18 protein-coding genes are annotated in these 18,009 nt (G+C 38.5%); 8 read left to right on the forward strand and 10 right to left on the reverse strand.

Going from position 1 to position 18,009, the window contains the following annotated elements:
• Positions 1 to 4: 4 nt before the first annotated feature.
• The 3 genes from FJG96_RS04715 (at position 5) to FJG96_RS04725 (ending at position 2,699) form a co-directional block, all read left to right on the forward strand.
• A complete protein-coding gene (locus FJG96_RS04715) occupies positions 5 to 1,261 on the forward strand; it encodes a cytochrome b (protein WP_139412967.1) in 1,257 nt (418 codons plus the stop codon).
• Positions 1,255 to 2,154, forward strand: a complete 900-nt coding sequence (locus FJG96_RS04720) for a cytochrome c1 (protein ID WP_139412968.1) — start codon at positions 1,255 to 1,257, stop codon at positions 2,152 to 2,154. Before FJG96_RS04715 ends, FJG96_RS04720 begins: the two co-directional genes overlap by 7 nt.
• 104 nt (positions 2,155 to 2,258) lie before the next feature.
• Entirely contained in the window at positions 2,259 to 2,699 is a 441-nt protein-coding gene (locus FJG96_RS04725) for a PRC-barrel domain-containing protein (protein ID WP_005773828.1), read from the forward strand.
• 164 nt (positions 2,700 to 2,863) lie between these two features.
• On the opposite strand, the gene ychF is transcribed toward FJG96_RS04725, so the two are convergent.
• Positions 2,864 to 3,967, reverse strand: a complete 1,104-nt coding sequence (gene ychF, locus FJG96_RS04730) for a redox-regulated ATPase YchF (RefSeq protein WP_139412969.1) — start codon at positions 3,965 to 3,967, stop codon at positions 2,864 to 2,866.
• Between the two features lie 251 nt (positions 3,968 to 4,218).
• Between ychF and FJG96_RS04735 the strand changes: the two genes are divergently transcribed.
• On the forward strand, positions 4,219 to 4,962 hold the full coding sequence (locus FJG96_RS04735; protein WP_139412970.1) for a L,D-transpeptidase: 744 nt from the start codon (positions 4,219 to 4,221) through the stop codon (positions 4,960 to 4,962).
• Between the two features lie 400 nt (positions 4,963 to 5,362).
• On the opposite strand, the gene pth is transcribed toward FJG96_RS04735, so the two are convergent.
• Positions 5,363 to 5,944 (reverse strand): aminoacyl-tRNA hydrolase, encoded by a 582-nt coding sequence (gene pth / locus FJG96_RS04740; protein WP_139412971.1) that lies wholly within the window; start codon positions 5,942 to 5,944, stop codon positions 5,363 to 5,365.
• Positions 5,945 to 6,020: 76 nt separating this feature from the next.
• Entirely contained in the window at positions 6,021 to 6,650 is a 630-nt protein-coding gene (locus tag FJG96_RS04745) for a 50S ribosomal protein L25/general stress protein Ctc (protein ID WP_139412972.1), read from the reverse strand.
• Between the two features lie 286 nt (positions 6,651 to 6,936).
• Between FJG96_RS04745 and FJG96_RS04750 the strand changes: the two genes are divergently transcribed.
• Positions 6,937 to 8,436: a helicase HerA domain-containing protein gene (locus FJG96_RS04750; protein ID WP_139412973.1), complete on the forward strand. Its 1,500-nt coding sequence runs from the start codon at positions 6,937 to 6,939 to the stop codon at positions 8,434 to 8,436.
• Here the strand turns inward: FJG96_RS04750 and FJG96_RS04755 are convergent.
• The 4 genes from FJG96_RS04755 to lgt all read right to left on the reverse strand — a co-directional run bounded on the left by FJG96_RS04755 (position 8,433) and on the right by lgt (position 12,831).
• On the reverse strand, positions 8,433 to 9,365 hold the full coding sequence (locus FJG96_RS04755; RefSeq protein ID WP_139412974.1) for a ribose-phosphate pyrophosphokinase: 933 nt from the start codon (positions 9,363 to 9,365) through the stop codon (positions 8,433 to 8,435). The genes FJG96_RS04750 and FJG96_RS04755 overlap by 4 nt on opposite strands.
• A 651-nt stretch (positions 9,366 to 10,016) precedes the next feature.
• On the reverse strand, positions 10,017 to 10,799 hold the full coding sequence (gene pgeF / locus FJG96_RS04760; protein ID WP_139412975.1) for a peptidoglycan editing factor PgeF: 783 nt from the start codon (positions 10,797 to 10,799) through the stop codon (positions 10,017 to 10,019).
• Between the two features lie 99 nt (positions 10,800 to 10,898).
• A complete protein-coding gene (locus FJG96_RS04765) occupies positions 10,899 to 11,978 on the reverse strand; it encodes a class I SAM-dependent methyltransferase (RefSeq protein ID WP_139412976.1) in 1,080 nt (359 codons plus the stop codon).
• The gene (gene lgt, locus FJG96_RS04770) at positions 11,953 to 12,831 is read right to left on the reverse strand and encodes a prolipoprotein diacylglyceryl transferase (RefSeq protein WP_139412977.1); all 879 of its coding nucleotides are present in this window, start codon (positions 12,829 to 12,831) and stop codon (positions 11,953 to 11,955) included. The genes FJG96_RS04765 and lgt overlap by 26 nt, the downstream gene beginning before the upstream one ends.
• A 287-nt stretch (positions 12,832 to 13,118) precedes the next feature.
• On the opposite strand from lgt, the gene FJG96_RS04775 reads away from it, so the two are divergent.
• The gene (locus tag FJG96_RS04775) at positions 13,119 to 13,391 is read left to right on the forward strand and encodes an accessory factor UbiK family protein (RefSeq protein ID WP_139412978.1); all 273 of its coding nucleotides are present in this window, start codon (positions 13,119 to 13,121) and stop codon (positions 13,389 to 13,391) included.
• A gap of 380 nt (positions 13,392 to 13,771) precedes the next feature.
• Positions 13,772 to 14,272: a type III secretion system chaperone family protein gene (locus tag FJG96_RS04780; protein ID WP_139412979.1), complete on the forward strand. Its 501-nt coding sequence runs from the start codon at positions 13,772 to 13,774 to the stop codon at positions 14,270 to 14,272.
• A gap of 46 nt (positions 14,273 to 14,318) precedes the next feature.
• Here the strand turns inward: FJG96_RS04780 and FJG96_RS04785 are convergent, their stop codons facing one another.
• Both FJG96_RS04785 and FJG96_RS04790 read right to left on the reverse strand, forming a co-directional pair.
• The gene (locus FJG96_RS04785; RefSeq protein ID WP_139412980.1) at positions 14,319 to 15,659 is read right to left on the reverse strand and encodes an ATP-binding protein; all 1,341 of its coding nucleotides are present in this window, start codon (positions 15,657 to 15,659) and stop codon (positions 14,319 to 14,321) included.
• Positions 15,660 to 15,666: 7 nt separating this feature from the next.
• Positions 15,667 to 16,371, reverse strand: coding sequence for a response regulator (locus FJG96_RS04790; RefSeq protein WP_139412981.1), 705 nt, complete (start codon positions 16,369 to 16,371; stop codon positions 15,667 to 15,669).
• A 153-nt stretch (positions 16,372 to 16,524) separates the two neighbouring features.
• On the opposite strand from FJG96_RS04790, the gene FJG96_RS04795 reads away from it, so the two are divergent.
• Positions 16,525 to 17,178: an MBL fold metallo-hydrolase gene (locus FJG96_RS04795; RefSeq protein WP_139412982.1), complete on the forward strand. Its 654-nt coding sequence runs from the start codon at positions 16,525 to 16,527 to the stop codon at positions 17,176 to 17,178.
• A 62-nt stretch (positions 17,179 to 17,240) separates the two neighbouring features.
• Here the strand turns inward: FJG96_RS04795 and FJG96_RS04800 are convergent, their stop codons facing one another.
• The gene (locus FJG96_RS04800) at positions 17,241 to 17,963 is read right to left on the reverse strand and encodes a BA14K family protein (protein WP_139412983.1); all 723 of its coding nucleotides are present in this window, start codon (positions 17,961 to 17,963) and stop codon (positions 17,241 to 17,243) included.
• Between the last annotated feature and the right edge of the window lie 46 nt (positions 17,964 to 18,009).

Raw genomic sequence — 18,009 nt, forward strand, 5'->3', positions numbered from 1 at the left:
GGTCATGACAAGGTTTCCTCCTTATTGTCCTAAAAATGCTCTTTCCCGTTGGTTTGATAAGCGTTTTCCTCTTCCTCGTTTTTTTTATAATGCATTTGTGATTTTTCCTGTTCCGCGTAATCTTAATTACTTTTATACGTTTGGCGGTATTTTGACCCTTATGCTTTTATCACAGCTTTTGACTGGTCTTGTCTTGTCACTGCATTATGTTCCAGATATTCATTTGGCTTTTGAAACGGGTGAACGATTTCGGCGTGAAGGCCAGTTTGGATGGCTTTTTCGTCCATGGCATAGTGTAGGTTCTTCGTTTTTTTTTATTGCCGTTTATATCCATTTGGCGCGCGGACTTTATTATGGTTCTTATAAAAATATGCGAGAAATGGTGTGGATCACAGGGATTTTTATTTATATCATCATGATGGCAATCGCATTTTTTGGTTATGTGCTTGTTTGGGGGATGATGTCTATTTCAGCCGCCTCAGTGATTGCAGGGCTTTTAAAAACGATACCTTTGGTGGGAGCATGGTTACATGAAATACTTCTTGGTGGTTATGGTGTAGGACAACCAACATTGAATCGTTTTTATGTTTTTCATTATGTTTTATCCTTTATTTTGCTTCTTTTTGTGGGGCTTCATATTTGGGCAATCCACTGTGTGGGGCAAGGAAACCCAACGGGTCTTGCGATACAATCAGATAAAGAAACGGTACCGTTTTCGCCTTATACACTTATCAAAGATATTTTTGCCATTACTGTTTTTTTGATCTTTTTTGCTTGGTTTTTATTTTATATGCCCGATTATATGGGGCAAGCCGAAAATTATAGCGTGGCCGATCCTTTAAAGGCACCGCTTCGTGTCGTTCCAGAATGGTATTTTTTACCTTTTTATGCAATGCTGCGTGCTATAACTTTTGATATCGGTATTTTTTCTTCAACTTTTGTGGGCTTTGTTCTCTTCGTCAGCTCGATTCTCGTGTTGATTTTTGTCCCGTGGTTAGATCGCTCTAAAATATGTTCGGCAAGGTATCGACCTGTTTATAAAATTTTCTTTTGGGCGTTGGTTTTTGATGTCGTTTTTCTTGGTTGGCTGGGGTCAAGAGAAATAAGTGACAGAATTCTTTTATGGACGCAATTGGCTACGGTTTATTATTTTATATTCTTTTTGGTTATTTTGCCGATTTTACCTACGTTTGAAAAAAGTCGTTCTCTTCCCTCTTCAATTATGCAAGATCTGAAACAGAAAAAAAAGAGACTATGGTAAATATTTTTATTGGATTAATTGTTATTGTTTCTCTGAGTTTTTCTGTTCAGAGTGGGGCTAGTTATGCCTCTGATCGATTGGATCAAGAAGAGGAACTGACTTCTTTTCCTTTACGGATTCCTACAAAACAAGAATGGAGTTTTTCAGGGCCATTTGGGTTTTATGATAAGGCACAATTGCGACGTGGGTTAAAGGTTTATAAACAAGTTTGTTCCAGCTGCCATGGGCTAAAATATGTGGCTTTTCGCCATTTAAAAGCTCTTGGCTATGATCAAGAACAGATTAAAGCTTGGGCAGCACAATATGAAGTGCGCGATGGTCCTAATCGTGAAGGAAAAAATTTTAAACGTCCTGGGGTCGCAACGGATTATTTTCCTTCTCCTTTTGCAAATGAAGAAGAAGCAAGATTTGCTTTAAATGGTGCGTATCCTCCAGATTTATCATTGATGGCACGTGCACGTGGTGTATCTTTGCCGTTTCCTGCTTTAATTACTGATGTGTTAACGCATTATGATACAGCCGGTCCAGATTATATTACCGCTCTTTTAACAGGATATCAGGAAGCGCCAAAGGAGGTAGAGATTGTGGATGGTTATTGGTATAATCCTTATTTTATTGCCAGTAATTCTTTAACCATGGCGCCTCCTTTGAGTGATGGTGTCGTTACTTATGAAGATGGAACCCCCCAAACTGTTGAACATTACGCGCGTGATGTTGCTGCTTTTTTGATGTGGGCTGCTGATCCTCATATGGAAATTCGTAAAAAAACCGGTTTTCGTGTTATTTTATTTTTAATCATTTTTGCAGGACTTGTTTATATTTTAAAAAATCGTATTTGGTGTGGTTTGGAGGTAGAAACAAAAGAGGAAATTAAAGAGAAAAGGACAAGGTAACCTATCTTGAAAGAGTAGAAAGTATAAAGAACATAAGGAACAAATCTGTTTATGATGCATTGAGGTTTTATAAAGTAAAAGCAAAGTAAAACGGAGATGTTAAAATGAAAAAAATTGTATGTACTACTCTTATGTCAATTTTGATGCTTTCTAGTACTTATGCTCAGTCTTTTGAAATGCCTTCTAAACATGAAATAATTTCTTCGACGGGTATTGTACAGGTGGGGATCGATAAGTCTGTGCGTTATGTAACGCCTTTAGCAACGGACTTTGTTGCTTCCAGCCTTATAGGCGCCGATGTTTATAATATAGAAGATGAAAATATTGGTGAAGTAAAAGATATTATTCTACGTGAAAATAATATTGCGGGATTTGTAATTGCTGTTGGCGGTTTTCTTGGTATAGGGGAGAGTTATGTGGTCGTTTCTCCAGAAACAATCCAGATGACAAATGATTATGGTAAGTGGAAACTTATTACAAATGCCACAAAGGATTCTTTAAAAGATGCTCCAACATTTAAATATGAAGGGCATTGGGCACGCTAATTTCATATTTCCATTTTTTAATAGACAAAGAGGTTGCTACCATAATAACATGGTAGCAACGGTTTTTAGTTCAGAAGAACTTGGGAGTTTTTGCAATACTCTTCTATAGACTTATTACAAAATCTTCAAGATAAAATGCTAAAATATTAAGGGAGAGTGAAGAATTAAGTATTATGTTTAAATAACATGATATCACCATCTTGCACAATGTATTCTTTTCCTTCATCGCGAGCCTTTCCAGCTTCTTTTGCACCGCTTTCTCCCCCCAGAGCAATATAGTCATTGTAGCTAATCGTTTGGGCACGAATGAAGCCGCGCTCAAAATCGGAGTGAATAACGCCGGCAGCTTGGGGAGCTTTTGTACCACGCGTAATTGTCCATGCTCGTGTTTCCTTAGGTCCGCAGGTGAAGTAAGTAATGAGATCAAGTAAATGATAACCAGCGCGAATAAGGCGATTTAAACTTGGTTCAAAGAGCCCTAGAGCATCGAGATATTCTGATGCTTCAGCATCACTCAATTGTGTGATTTCCGCTTCAATAGAAGCAGAAATGATAATGCTTTGCGCATTTTGTTCCGTTGCCATTTTTTCAACTGCTTGGGTAAAGTTATTTCCATGAGCGGCATCATTTTCGCTTACGTTGCAAACATAAAGTACAGGCTTGGAAGTGAGAAGATTTAAGCTCTTTAGAATATGGTGTTCATCTAAAGCGATATCTTTGAGTAATAACCGGACAGGATTTCCCTGTTGCAGAATATTTAATGCTTTTTCCATAACGGGGAGAATTGTAAGAGCTTCTTTATCTTTTCCAATTGCTCGTTTACGGATTTGTACGATTCGTCTCTCCAGACTTTCGAGATCCGCCAGCATGAGTTCAGTTTCAACGGTTGTCGCATCAGAAATAGGATCAATACGTCCTTCTACGTGAGTGATATCTTCATTTTGAAAACAGCGTAAAACATGGATAATGGCATCGACTTCGCGAATATTGGCTAAAAATTTGTTCCCTAAACCTTCACCTTTTGAAGCGCCTCGTACAAGCCCCGCAATATCAACAAAATTAATGCGTGTAGGAATAATTTCTTTTGAACCTGCAATCGATGCAACTTTTTCCATTCGTAAATCTGGAACAGCAACGTCACCAGTGTTTGGTTCAATGGTACAAAAAGGATAATTGGCAGCTTGTGCAGTGGCTGTTTTTGTTAGTGCATTAAAAAGAGTTGATTTTCCAACATTAGGTAATCCGACAATACCGCATTTAAAGCCCATGAGAATCTTTCTTTTCTGTTGATTTTATGGTCAAGATAAAATTTTTTTATAGCATATTTTCAGAAGAGTTATAGTCTTTGTATTGTGATAAGTAAGAAAAAAGTCTACAGCAATGAATAATCTGCTTTTTTACCCTTTAAAGTTCTTCTTAAACTTAATAATTAAGAAAACTTCAAGTTAATGTTAATAGTGTGCTAAGTTTTTCATGGTACGCAAATCTGCGTAAATAATTAATCGGAGAAAATAGAAGAGTGTTATCTCGTTGTGCCTTTTTAATTGCAGCACTTTTAGCTTTAGCTGGATGTGCTACAACACATCAATCAGATATGTCATCGGCTTCTTTGCAACAAGCTCGATACATTCCACCAGAAATACAGGCTTTGTACGGTCCTGTAACGAATGAAGCTTATCCGTTACCTGCTGTTGATCTTGCAAAAATTGATCCAAAGTTTTGGCGACAAGAAGTGATTTATTATACATCTTATCCACCTGGAACGTTGGTTATCGATACGCAAGAATGTTTTCTTTACCTTATTGGTGAAAATGGAAAAGCTTTACGCTATGGAATTGGGGTCGGTAAGGAAGGCCTAGCATTTGAAGGTGAGGGTGTTGTACAGCGCAAACGTCGCTGGCCAAATTGGGCGCCTACTGCAGCAATGATGGCTCGAGAACCAGAACGTTATGGACATTTGGGGAAAGGAATGCCACCAGGACCCGATAATCCATTGGGCGCGCGAGCACTTTATCTTTTCAAAAACGGGAAAGATACACTTTTCCGTATTCATGGCTCACATGAATCTTGGTCAATAGGGCGTGCTATTTCAAGCGGATGTATCCGTTTGCTCAATCAAGATATTATTGATCTTTATGATCGTGTTCCCGTTGGCTCGCGCGTTGTGGTATTGCAAAACAATAGGAGTATATCTACAGTTTACAGTCAACAATCAAATGGCTACGATCCGCTAGAGTCAACCATTCAGCCAAATGATTTTTAATTTTAGGGAGAAGATTGGAGAGAGCCATTTGAGTATTTTGGTTTGCTGTTCAATCTTCTCTTTCTCCAAAAAGAGAGTATAGACTTCTCGTTTTCACAAGGTCTGTATAAATATCATAATTTTCTTTGTCAGCTTTTCATGTTTTCCCAACAGGTTTTTCCTTTGAAAAGATTTATAAGAGGCATTTTTCTTTCTTTTTTCAAGAGTTTTTATCCGTATACCTCTCCAACTGGTGAGATGTAGACCAATTGGTTTTGATTGCTTCATTATCAATAGATTTGATAATGAACCTATGATATTTGGCATTTTTATTCAGTTTATAAAAATTAATTTTTATAATACGTTATATAAAATTTTTATAGAAAAAAGTTGATTTTTTGCTGATAAGAGAAATGAGCGATTAGGGTAAGTGTTTGTTTTTTATCGTTTGTGAAACTTCATTCATAAAGAGAGATTTGTCACCTTTTATAAGGAGAGCAATATTTTTTGCAAGGGTATTTAAGAGAGTGGGCAACCATTCTTGATCAGATTTGGTAAAATTCCCTAAAACATGCTGATGAACAAGTTCTTTGTTTCCAGGATGACCAATACCTATCCGTATGCGACAATAATCGGTACCACAATGGGCATCAATAGACTTAATACCATTATGCCCATTATTTCCTCCTCCAATTTTTATACGGACTTTTCCCGGTGATAGGTCTAACTCATCGTAAATAATAATCAAATTTTTTAAATCTAATTTGTAAAATCGCAAAGCTTCACCAATAGCTTGCCCCGAAAGATTCATAAAAGTTTGCGGTTTAATAAGAAAAATTTTCTCATTATTTATAAAACCATTGGAGATTTCTGCTTGAAACTTCTTCGACCATGGAGAAAAAGAAAAGGACTGATAAATAGCATCCACAGCCATAAAACCAATATTATGGCGGTTATTTTGATATTGCAAACCAGGATTGCCAAGACCAGCAATAAGCCACATATGTACCTTCAGTCAAAGTGTAAGGGAATTACATGTCTCATAAATTAAGGCGGGAAAAATTCCCGCCTGTTGAGTTTTATGAAGTTTGAGCCTCATCTTCATCCTTTTCTTGTTCGGAAGTTTCATCACTGACATCCATACTCGCAGGCGCTGCAATGGTCGCAATGGTAAAGTCCCGATCTTGAATGATGGGGGTTACATCTTTGGGCAGTTGCACAGCTGAAATGTGAATAGAATCACCAATAGAGTAGCTGGAGAGATCAATTTCAATGGCCTCAGGAATAGCATTTGCCGGAGCTGTACATTCAATTTCGTGCCGAACAATATTGAGGACACCACCCTTTTTAAGTCCAGGCGCTGTATCTTCATTGAGAAAGTGGACAGGAATATTCACTTCTACAACGGATTTTGCCGAAATGCGTAAGAAATCGACATGGAGTGGGAAGTCACGCACAGGATCTAATTGGTAATCTTTTGGCAAGACCATAATTTTTTGCTTGTCGAGAACAATCGTTGCAATGGTGGTCCGAAAGCCACCGGCGTGAATTTTGTAGAAAATTTCTTTATAGGGAACTGTTATTGCCAAAGGAGGTTGTTTTTCACCATAAATGACAGCAGGGATAAGACCGTTGCGGCGAAGTTCACGGGAGGACCCCTTACCAACCCGCTCGCGTTTTTCGGCCTTAAGAGTGTAGCTTTTACTCATAATTTAAGTCCTTTTTACATGATTGGAGATCCTGCAAAAACAATAACAGTTTTTGCATGGATATGAAGATATGCGCTAGAAAACAGCGATTGCTCCATTCTACGTTGCCTCCAAGGGTGTCTACGTAGAAGCTTGTTCTATAATTCAAACTATTCATAGATGCAAGAGTTGTGGGAAAAATCGATGATTTCTACCGTTAAAAAGGAGGAAATGTTACAAATTGCGGTGCGGATGGAGAATCAACCAATAGGCGCTGATATGTTTAAAATCAAACACTGGAGATGTTATGAAGGTTGAGATTGCCTTGGGTGAGATGTCAGAAAGTCGTGCTTTGCATAAATCGATGCCAGCACTTCTGGATTTGGAAGAATTATTGGCGACACGTCTTCTTGTACAAGGGAATTCCGGGTCAGGAAAATCACATCTTTTACGCCGTCTTTTAGAACAAAGTGCTCAGTGGGTACAGCACTGTGTGATTGACCCAGAGGGGGATTTTATAACTTTGGCCGATAAATTTGGTCATGTTATTGTAGAGGCTCAACGAAGTGAATTAGAGTTGACGCGTATTGCCCATCGCATTCGGCAACATCGGGTTTCGGTGGTCTTTAATCTTGAAGGGTTGGATACTGAACAACAGATGCGTGCTGTGGGGGCTTTTCTTGGAGCATTGTTTGATGTGGAGCGTGATTATTGGTATCCTATGCTTATTGTTGTCGATGAAGCACAATTGTTTGCTCCCACTGCGGCAGGAGAAGTTTCCGATGAAGCGCGTAAAATTTCTCTAAGCGCTATGACCAATCTTATGTGTCGAGGACGTAAACGTGGTCTTGCTGGCGTTATTGCAACACAACGTTTGGCTAAGCTTGCCAAAAATGTTGCTGCTGAAGCTTCAAATTTTTTAATAGGGCGGACTTTTTTAGATATTGATATGATGCGTGCGGCTGATCTTTTGGGGATGGAGCGTCGCCAAGCGGAAATGTTTAGAGATCTTGAGCGGGGAAATTTTATCGCTTTAGGTCCTGCTTTATCACGACGTCCTTTACCAATTATCATTGGTTCTGTTGAAACTTTAGCACGCTCTTCTAGCCCTAAATTAATGCCACTTCCAACAGAGCACATAGATGCAAAAGAACTCGTTTTTACGGCTTCACCAGAGGAAATTTTAACGCCATTTAAACAAATACGAGAACCAGTGAGAGAAAAATCAATGCATGAGATATTAGAGGAGGTGGTGCATAAAAAACAAGAGAGCTTAGAAGACCCCCCGAGTTTATTTCCTGAACTTTCTGATGTTGAGAGAGAGTGTCAAGCGGAACAAGTTATTCGGGAAATTCTTGAGGATTCTGAGGCTTTTTATCGTTCAACAGCAGAGCTTTATCAAGATTTTTCGGTTCGTTGCCGTATCCATGGTATGTCAAAGGTTCCTTTTAATCTTTCACAATTTCGGCGTAAATTGGCGATTGCTCAGGCTTTTGTCGATGAACAAACGGCTGTCAGTGAACATTGGAAACATATTTTGCAGATATCAGAAAGTTTGGAAGATGATGTTCAAGGAGTCTTCTTGAATGTGGCACAGGCTGCATTGGGGGGAAAGCCATGCCCATCTGATGCATTTTTAGCCCGTCTTTATGGAACACATTCTTTAAGCCGTGCACGTCGGCTTTTAACCTACTTTGAAGAGCGTGGCCTTATTGTTATTCATACGCATTTTAGTGGTCAACGTATTGTTGCCTTTCCTGATCTGGGTGTAGAGACAGCACCGGGAGATCCTAAAGAACCACTTTAACCAAATAAGCTGGAAACGGATTGCTCTGCTGCTGTTCTGGCAATTGCTTCTCCAATGAGATCAGCAATGGGTAAAACGCGAATATTATGAGCTTTCTCAATGGCTCCTGTTGGCATAATTGAATCTGTAATAACCAATTCTTTCATCTCTGAGTTAGTAATACGCTCAATAGCATTTCCAGAAAGAACACCATGTGTGATATAAGCTGTGACACTATTGGCACCATGTTTCAAGAGAGCACTTGCTGCATTGCATAAAGTTCCACCTGAATCAACAATGTCATCAAGCAAAAGGCAATCTTTCCCCGATACATCTCCAATAATGTTCATAACTTCTGATTCACCAGGACGTTCACGACGTTTATCGACAATAGCAAGCAAACTGTTCAAGCGCTTGGCGAGCGAGCGAGCGCGGACCACACCACCTACATCAGGTGAAACAACAATAACATTTTCAAGAGAATAATGCATTTTGACATCACGAGAAATAACAGGAACAGCATAGAGATTATCTGTAGGGATATCAAAAAAACCTTGAATTTGTCCTGCATGAAGGTCCAATGTTAAAACGCGATGGGCGCCTGCTTCAGTAATCAGGTTGGCAACAAGTTTTGCAGAAATAGGAGTCCGTGGTCCAGGTTTTCTATCTTGGCGGGCGTAGCCAAAATAGGGTATTACCGCTGTAATACGACGCGCAGAAGACCGACGAAGGGCATCAATCATGATGAGCAATTCCATCAAATGATCATTTGCAGGATAAGATGTAGATTGCAAAACAAATACATCTTGGCCTCGTACATTTTCATGCAATTCTACGAAAATTTCTTGATCAGCAAAGCGCTTTACAGTTGCCTTGCCTAAGGGGATGTTCAAATAATTTGTAACATCTTCAGCGAGACGTGGGTTAGAATTTCCGCAGAAAAGTTTCATAGTAGAACCTCTGAATAATCATGGTAGGAATGCGACACGGTTTTTAATTTCTTTTTATTAAATTGCAAGAAAACAATTACAAAAGCCTTACAATTTTATTGATTATTGTTAAAGAGCGATGCGGTATATTTTCTCTTTTTCCCAAATTTTTGTTCCCTGTAGAATTAATTATTGAAATTGTTAAGAAAAAAAAGATACGGTTTATTTGTACGGGAGGATCTGCGATAGAGAAAGATCTTTGATCTCTATAAGTTTTATAAATTACTTGTTCTAAGGATGCTTTTGCGGATCTTGATGCGTGTCATGTTTTTTATTTTTTTGGTATTTCGAAGTATTTTTTAAAATTGATGTGTCATTATTTGTAGAGAGAGCGAAGGCAGTGAAGATATTTTTAATCACTCAGTTCAGCTTTTTTCAACGACTTGATTTAGAAAATAGCTTCAGTGATATTTTATGTTTAAATAATGACATATTAAAGGTCATTAATAAGTAAACGTTGAACAAAAGAATTTGTTTTATTTCTCAATGCGACAATTTTCGTGTTTTGTAACGCCAATAAGAATTTTTATGAAAAAAGAATTGTAGAAAAAAGCGTACTTATTTTATCGACATTCCTTTGTTTGCGGTTTTGATATTTTTTTGAAAAAATATTTATTTCAACATAATAGCAGAAATTTGCCGCTCATAATCAGGTTCATTGCGGTGTATTGTACGTCGATAAGAAAAAAAATGCTGTTCATCTTGATAAGTACAAAGCTCTACACAAGAAGCATTAACGCCTGCTTCTTTGAGTTGATTGATAATAAACGCCCATAGATTAAAATGAAAATGATTGACTTTTTCTGTTTTTAAAAAATATTTTTGAAATTTGCTGTGACTCTCAATAAATTGGTTATAAAATTCACTTGTTACTTCGTAGTGGTGCGGACCAATACAAGGTCCAAGAGCTGCTGTTATTGATTGTCTTTTGGCTCCTTGTTTTTCCATAACAGCAATTGTTTTTTCAATAATTCCATTTAAACTTCCGCGCCAGCCAGCATGCGTCGCGGCGATGACTCCAGCTTGTGGATCAGCAAACAGTATTGGGCCACAGTCTGCTGTAAGAATACCGATTACAAGCCCTGGTGTGGTGGTAACGAGAGCATCTGCTTTGGGAGGATTGTCAATAAACGCTTGATTGACTACGACAACATCGGAAGAATGTATTTGATTGACCGTGACTAAGTTTTGTACCTCAATAGAAAAATAATCAGCGATCAAAAGACAGTTCTGCACAATATATTCAGGTTGATCATTTAACCTTTTTCCAACATTAAGGCTATGAGAAAGGTTTTTTGAAACACTAGCTTGACGTGTAAAAAATCCATGTTTTATTCCATGGTGGTGTAAAGTAGAAAGATTTTTTGCAAGGATGGGATGAGGGATAGGCTTCATAAAAGTTCCTTATGGGGTTATTTGAATGGTGGGGTGATGTTCCTATTTGTCGACGAACATTTCAGAGAATGATGTTCTTATTGATAAAATTGTCGATCATCAAAATTGGGGAGGTATAGGTATATTTTTATCACTGAAATGTAAAACTTTAAATAGTTTACCCATTTGATCTGGGCCAGCGAGCCGTTGGATATCTTGGCGGATTTTGTCTTGCAAGGAAACGCTTTTTCCCATTCCAAGTTGTTTTGCACGCTCCATGAGCCCCATTTTAAAAAGAAATTCTCCTTGCTCTAAGGTTTCAGCAAAACAGCCCTGTTCAAGAGCTATATTTTTTAAAAAAGAAAAATCAACATGGGATGTTAAATCATGTTCACCAGGGGCATCAAAAACATCCCGAAATTTATGTTTTGAGAGTGCTTGCAAGGTATCGCCAAAGGCAAGATCACACGCACCATAGTCGATAAGCAAAGCAGAACCTGTGACTTGCACTAAATGGTGACTGATCTGTTGCATGAATTGATGTCGTAAGGGAGCATGTTCAAAAATTGTCCCATCAGGGACTTCAGAGCAATAGGTTTGTAGACAAGAAGAAGGAAGTTTATACGGGGCAGCAATAAAGATGAAATCTCCATCTTTATTGCTTGTGATGCGGCGTTCTCTCCATTCACCATCGATTTTAATATATTGGTTGATGGGGAGTGTATCGAGGAATTCATTCCCAATGAGAAAGAGAGGTTTTGAAGGAATTTGATTAAAATTTTCAATGCTATGGATTTGTTTTTGATAAGAGAAAAGGCGTTTTTTTTGTTCTTTTGCGAGTTTTTTACTTATTTCAATCAGAAAAATTTCAGCAGTATTAAATGCTGTTGTTGAAAGCTTTTGGATGGTTCGCAAAATGTCATCCATCAAAGTTCCACGTCCTGGTCCTATTTCAGCAAGAATAAAAGGCTGAGGACAACCATGGGCATTCCAATTTGCAAGAAGCCAAATGCCAATCATTTCTCCAAATAATTGGCTCACCTCGGGTGCTGTTATGAAATCACCAGTGCGCCCAAAAGGTGTTTGTGTTTGATAATAGCCAAATTGAGGATCTGTGAGCGCCAATGTCATATATTCACTGACAGTAATGGGGCCATGAGATGCGATGATTTCTTTAATTTTTTCTTTGAGGGGTGTCATTTTCGGTAGATTTATCTTTAAATGCTTGAAGGAGGAGATAAAACCCTAAAAGAAGCATGGGAAGAGATAAAGCCATGCCATAGGTAAAGCCTGTAGAATGGAAAAGAGTAGAGAACCATTCTGGATCTTCTTGAGGAGCGCGGTAAACTTCTGAGATGCTGCGTGCTATTGCATAGCCTATAATAAATATTCCTGACACAGTCCCACGGCGTTTGAATGCGTTGAAGGCAAAAATAACAATGAAGAGAAGAGTGAAGAGAAAAAATCCTTCTGTAAATGCTTCGTAAAGTTGGCTTGGGTGGCGCGGTAAATAGTAAGGATCTAGGGGAAAACAAACTGCCCAAGGTTGTGTGGTAACGTTGCCCCATAATTCTTGATTGATGAAATTGCAGATTCGTACAATGCCGATACCGATAGGCGCACCGGCAGCAATGATATCAAACATGGATCGTATATTGATGTTATTTTTACGAGCAAACAAAATCATTGCAATGATAATGCCAATAAGACCACCATGAAAAGACATTCCCCCATCCCATACGGCAATAATAGCACTTGGATGGCTAAAGTAATAAAGAGGATCCCATACAAGAACTTGTCCCAAACGCCCTCCGACAACAACACTTATGGCCGACCAGACAACGAAATCTCCGATCTTTTCTTTATCCATAGGAGGGTGGTTTTTATGCCATAGAGACGTTTTTTTTAATAATTTTTGTGCATACCACCAAGCAAAAAGAATACCCACGACATAACCAAGTCCATACCAATGAAGTGTTATGGGGCCTAGCTGGATAATGACAGGATCAAGAAAAGATGGAAAAGCAATGGCTGGACAGACAAGGTTGTTCATGAATTAAGCACTTTACATTGTATAAGATGGATATGAAGTGACTCTAATGGTCAGAAATGACAGATGAATGCACAATGGTCAAGTCAGGAAGAATAATAGATTTCCACCCATATCGTGGTAAAAAATTATGGCGATAAAAAGGAATATAAAAATTTTCGAACAAAATCATCATGAAAAATCTGCACAGTAGGGTAAAAATAGGGTAAAAGGAACAAATTAAAGTATCTAAATGTTATGAGAATACGCTATAATGCGTGTGTCAATATTAAAATTTGAGGAAAAATGTTATGCGTAATGGATCAAACCGTATTCTTGATGAATTAGCAAAATTAGCAACAGATGCCGCTGATGTTGCGCAAGGTATACGACGTGAAGCTGGAACAGCTTTTCGTGTGCAGGCTGAAAAGATAGCCAACAAACTTGATCTTGTTTCACGTGAAGAATTTGAGACTTTTAAGGAGATGGTGCTAAAAATCCATGCTGATAATGCTGACTTGAAAAAGCGTCTTGATGATTTAGAAAAAGATGATTTAGAAAAAAAGAATACACGAAAAAAGTAAAATATTTTCTTTAAGAAAAAGAGTCTTCAAAAAATATCCCCAATTTTTCAATACGATGCATGAAACTAAAAAATGCTTAATCTTGAGTCTGTTAGAGCGGAGCATTTGTTTATTTTTAATTTTTTTTTGGGTAAAATACACTTTTTTGAATCAGGGGGGCTGGCGCTATGAAATTGTATCAATACACTGAAAAGACTTGGTGATTCGTTTTATGATTATCAGGTTGCCCTAAAGAGCGCGATTGTGTTCTGGGGGGGTGTAGTTTCTATGTTTTTAATGTGTATTTGTTTGGTGTAAAAGTTCTGATTGTGACAAAATATTGTTACAATTCAAGCGGTTTATATTCTGTTGACAATGTTTTAAGATGATTGAGGATTGTGATGAGGCTTGCATTTTGCGCCACAGAAAGAAAAGAGCATCCTGTTGACTTTATCGAACAGATTGCCTGTGAATATGATTGGTCGTTTGAGCGGGATGCTCAAGATGAAATTAGCGTTTGTGTGGAAGGAAAACGGGCAAATTATCGTCTTGCTTTTTCATGGATGGAAGAACAAGAAGCGTTGCATTTGGCTTGTTCATTTGATCTTTCTATTGAAAATGCTCGAACAGCCGAAATACAACGCTTATTGCTCGCGATTAATGAAAAGTTGTTGCTGGGACATTTTGATTACTGGCAGAGGAATAATTCGGTTATTTATCGACAAGGTCTTCTGTTGGCTGGTGGAGTGCATCCATCCCATATACAGGTTGAAACATTGTTGATACATGCACTGAAAGCCTGTGAAAGCCATTATGTTGCTTTTCAGATGGTGGCTTTATCGGGAGAAAGTGCTTACAAGGCACTACAATACACTTTGTTTGAAACTGTAGGGAATGCCTAAAATATCAAGTTCGTTATTGTTTATAGGCGGTTTGCTGAAAGATTGCTCATAGGGGGATATCAAGAATAGCGCGTAATCCCCCGAGAGGGCTCTCATCCAATTGTATGTTGCCACCATGGCTGCGTGCTATGTCTTGGGCAATAGAAAGACCAAGTCCTGTTCCACTTGCATCTTGATTTCGTGCTCTATCAATTCTGAAGAATGGCTTAAAAACTTCTGTCCGCATATCTTTATGGATTCCAGGTCCATCATCGTCGATGATCAATATAAAGGATTCTTTTTGAGAGTTGGCTGTTAGTTTAATGGTCGTTCCATAATAAAATGCATTTGAGACAAGATTGCTGACCAAGCGTGTGAATGCACGAGGGCGTACTTGTATTTGTGTAGGGCCTTCAATGGCATAAGAAAATTGACGTTTGTGAAGATGCGCATCGTCGGAGAATTTTTGCATAAGAGCGTTGAGGTCAAAGGTCTTGACACTTTCACTTCCTTCGCCACGGGCAAAAGCAAGATAATCTTCTAACATATTTTGCATATCACTGACATCTTGCTCAAGCGGTTTAATATCAAAATCAGTATTTGCTAATGCTAGCTGGAGTTTAAAACGTGTAAGAATAGTTCTTAAATCATGGCTTACTCCTGAGAGCATCATGGTGCGTTGTTCGATTTGCCGTTCAATACGTTCGCGCATTCGTAAAAAAGCAATACCAGCACGACGAACTTCATCGGCTCCTTGTGGTTGAAATCCTTTTGGTAAGGGGCGCCCCCGTCCAAAACTTTCAGCTGCTTCAGCCAATTGTTGAATGGGTTTTATTTGGTTGCGTAAAAAATAAATTGCTATCAACAATAAAACAAGGGCTGTTCCTACCATCCAACTTAAAAAAATAGCGGTATTGGAAGCATAAGCTTGGCTACGTGGTGCAAAGACGCGCAAGATATTGTGGCCAAGATGGATGCGAATTTCAACAAGATCAGAATCCCCTACGGTATCAATCCAGAAGGGACGATTGATTTGGCGGGTAATTTCTTCACTGAGAAAATAATCAAGAATTGCAAAAAATGGCTTTGGTCCTGGAGGGGGTAGGGGGGCAGGAGAGAGAATAGAAATATTTAATCCCATCCGTTGTTGTGCAATACGTTTGATATCTTCATAGTTATCTTGCTGCGGGTATGTTTCAATAATATCAATAATGGCTGAAATATCATGCACGACAGCCATTGAAAGACGCTCCGTTACCATTTGCCAATGCCGTTCCATAAAGACGTAAGCAATGACCGTTTGCAGAAGCACCATGGGAGCGATAATAATGATCAAAGAGCGTGCATAAAGCCGTTTAGGCATCTTTTTCGTTAACCATCGAAAAAAAATTCTTAAAGCTTTGATCATTGTTTGCCTATTCAATTGAGAGTTTATACCCTATTCCTCGTACGGTTTGGAGCCATATAGGCAATGCTGGATTTTTTTCGATCTTACGACGAAGGCGGTTGACTTGTACATCAATGGCGCGTTCACTGATCGTGTTGTCATCCATTGCAAATTGATGACGCGGAATGATGTCACCTGCGTTTTCGGCAAAAATGACCATCATTTTTTGTTCTTTATCAGTTAATTTAATAATTTCTCCTCCTCTTTTGAGTTCGCGCCGTGAAATTGAAAAAATATAAGGCCCAAAAACGATTTGCTCAATTTTGGGTTGGCTAAGGGGAAAACCGCGTCGTAAAATAGCATTGATGCGAAGGAGAAGTTCACGAGGATCAAACGGTTTTGCTAGATAATCATCTGCACCTGCTTCTAATCCACGGATACGACTATCTATTTCTGATAAAGCGGTGAGCATGAGGATAGGAACATCTTTTGTTTGGCGCAGTGAATGGGTAAGACTAATACCGTTTTCACCAGGCATCATGACATCAACGATAAGAAGATCAAAATCTAAACTTTTCAATAGTCGTCTTGCTTGCGTGGCATTGGCTGAAACTGAAACACGAAATCCATTTTTAATGAGAAACTGAAATAAAAGATTACGAATACGTGTATCGTCATCAATCACAAGAAGGTGAGGGGCATCGTCACACAAAACTTGAACGTGATTGCTCATTCTCCAAAACCTTTAAATGAAGTTTTTAAAAGATTTAACTTTACATAAGTTGCATAAAGCTGTCGAGCAGGTTATCTTATAGAAGGAAGGAAATGTTCCTTGTAAGCTTGAAGAAAATAAGCTTGAAAGGATTTCTTTTTAAAAAAGGATTACATGAGTCATTTTAGTACGCATATTATTCCGGTTACGCCTTTTCAGCAAAATTGCACTCTGCTTTTTGATAAAGAACAGAAAGTAGGTGTTTTAGTGGATCCTGGTGGAGATTGGCTTCGAATTCAAGAAGTCATTAAAAAGATGGGTATTACCGTTGAAGCAATTTGGATAACACATGGTCACTTTGATCATGTGGGAGCAGCGATGCAAGTAAAAGAAGCACTTGGCGTAAAAATTATTGGTTCACATCGTGATGATAAGCCTGTGATGGATGCTGTGGTTGAAAGTGCAAGAAATTATGGTATCATGGATGCCTCTGTGTGTATTCCGGATCAATGGTTAGAAGATGGCGATAGTGTCCATTTTGCTGAACATGTGTTCAAGGTTTTTCATACACCGGGGCATTCTCCTGGCCATGTTATTTATTTTAATGAGGAAGAACGTTTTGCTTTATTGGGTGATGTTCTCTTTCGCGGTTCTATTGGACGTACAGATTTTCCTTTTTGTTCTCATGAAAAATTGATGAGATCACTTCGAGAAAAAGTTTTGTCTTTAGGCGATGATGTTCGTTTTATCTGTGGTCATGGTCTTGGAAGTTATATAGGCTATGAGCGCCAGTGGAATCCTTTTCTTCAAGATCTCATCAGTACATAACCAAAAAACGCTTTAAAGCGTTTTTTGGGAAGCTCTTAAAATTTTCTTGTAAAGCAAAGATGTTAGTTCAATGGGGCATAACAAAAATGGTCTTGTCCATCATAACCTCTAAAAGTACCCGTTTTGGGATTGAATGAACGGTACTTTTTCTTGCAATATTGAAGCCATCCACGAGTCCATGGTTGCTGGAGCGGCTGGTATGTGGCTGTTGACTGAGATTCATAAATGATTTGAGTCTCAGGAACTTGTTGATACACTACTTGCGGAATTTCTTGATAGACAACCTGTCTTTGTGGCATAGGTTGATAGATAATTTGTGGCTGTTCTGGTTTTTTCAAAACATTGCCAAGAATTGCTCCGGCTGCGAGACCAAGAATACCTGCTGCTAAAGCATCTCCTGAGTTATCGCGCGTCACATGATGCTCATATATATGATGATGTGTTGTCTTTTTGCGTTCAACATAACGATATGTTTTGCGTTCAACATGATGACGATTATGTTCTCGTCTTTTATGGTCACCATGATGGTAGGGATGCGTATGAGAAGAGTGATATTTTTCAAAAGTAGAATGGCTGTTAGAATGATAAGAAGGAAAATAGGAATGCATTCCTTTCCTCATATCTTCCATTTGGTTATCCATACTTCTTCTCATAGCATTTATTTGTTGATCAATATGATTTTCACTATGCATCCATTTCATATCCGCAAGCGCTGTGCTTAATGGGACAAAAACGGTTGCCATCGATACCACTGATAATACCGCTAATTTACTTGATTTTTTCATAGCGACACTCCTTAACTTCAATACATATTTTTTACATCATACACGC

Source organism: Bartonella mastomydis (genome assembly GCF_900185775.1).
GTDB lineage: Bacteria > Pseudomonadota > Alphaproteobacteria > Rhizobiales > Rhizobiaceae > Bartonella > Bartonella elizabethae.

Excerpts from the sequence above, each read along its gene's own strand:
- FJG96_RS04715 (WP_139412967.1), top strand. The coding sequence starts at position 5 with ATGACAAGGTTTCCTCCTTATTGTCCTAAAAATGCTCTTTCCCGTTGG.
- FJG96_RS04720 (WP_139412968.1), top strand. The coding sequence starts at position 1,255 with ATGGTAAATATTTTTATTGGATTAATTGTTATTGTTTCTCTGAGTTTT.
- FJG96_RS04725 (WP_005773828.1), top strand. The coding sequence starts at position 2,259 with ATGAAAAAAATTGTATGTACTACTCTTATGTCAATTTTGATGCTTTCT.
- ychF (WP_139412969.1), bottom strand. The coding sequence starts at position 3,967 with ATGGGCTTTAAATGCGGTATTGTCGGATTACCTAATGTTGGAAAATCA.
- pth (WP_139412971.1), bottom strand. The coding sequence starts at position 5,944 with ATGTGGCTTATTGCTGGTCTTGGCAATCCTGGTTTGCAATATCAAAAT.
- FJG96_RS04745 (WP_139412972.1), bottom strand. The coding sequence starts at position 6,650 with ATGAGTAAAAGCTACACTCTTAAGGCCGAAAAACGCGAGCGGGTTGGT.
- FJG96_RS04750 (WP_139412973.1), top strand. The coding sequence starts at position 6,937 with ATGAAGGTTGAGATTGCCTTGGGTGAGATGTCAGAAAGTCGTGCTTTG.
- FJG96_RS04755 (WP_139412974.1), bottom strand. The coding sequence starts at position 9,365 with ATGAAACTTTTCTGCGGAAATTCTAACCCACGTCTCGCTGAAGATGTT.
- pgeF (WP_139412975.1), bottom strand. The coding sequence starts at position 10,799 with ATGAAGCCTATCCCTCATCCCATCCTTGCAAAAAATCTTTCTACTTTA.
- FJG96_RS04765 (WP_139412976.1), bottom strand. The coding sequence starts at position 11,978 with ATGACACCCCTCAAAGAAAAAATTAAAGAAATCATCGCATCTCATGGC.
- lgt (WP_139412977.1), bottom strand. The coding sequence starts at position 12,831 with ATGAACAACCTTGTCTGTCCAGCCATTGCTTTTCCATCTTTTCTTGAT.
- FJG96_RS04775 (WP_139412978.1), top strand. The coding sequence starts at position 13,119 with ATGCGTAATGGATCAAACCGTATTCTTGATGAATTAGCAAAATTAGCA.
- FJG96_RS04780 (WP_139412979.1), top strand. The coding sequence starts at position 13,772 with ATGAGGCTTGCATTTTGCGCCACAGAAAGAAAAGAGCATCCTGTTGAC.
- FJG96_RS04785 (WP_139412980.1), bottom strand. The coding sequence starts at position 15,659 with ATGATCAAAGCTTTAAGAATTTTTTTTCGATGGTTAACGAAAAAGATG.
- FJG96_RS04790 (WP_139412981.1), bottom strand. The coding sequence starts at position 16,371 with ATGAGCAATCACGTTCAAGTTTTGTGTGACGATGCCCCTCACCTTCTT.
- FJG96_RS04795 (WP_139412982.1), top strand. The coding sequence starts at position 16,525 with ATGAGTCATTTTAGTACGCATATTATTCCGGTTACGCCTTTTCAGCAA.
- FJG96_RS04800 (WP_139412983.1), bottom strand. The coding sequence starts at position 17,963 with ATGAAAAAATCAAGTAAATTAGCGGTATTATCAGTGGTATCGATGGCA.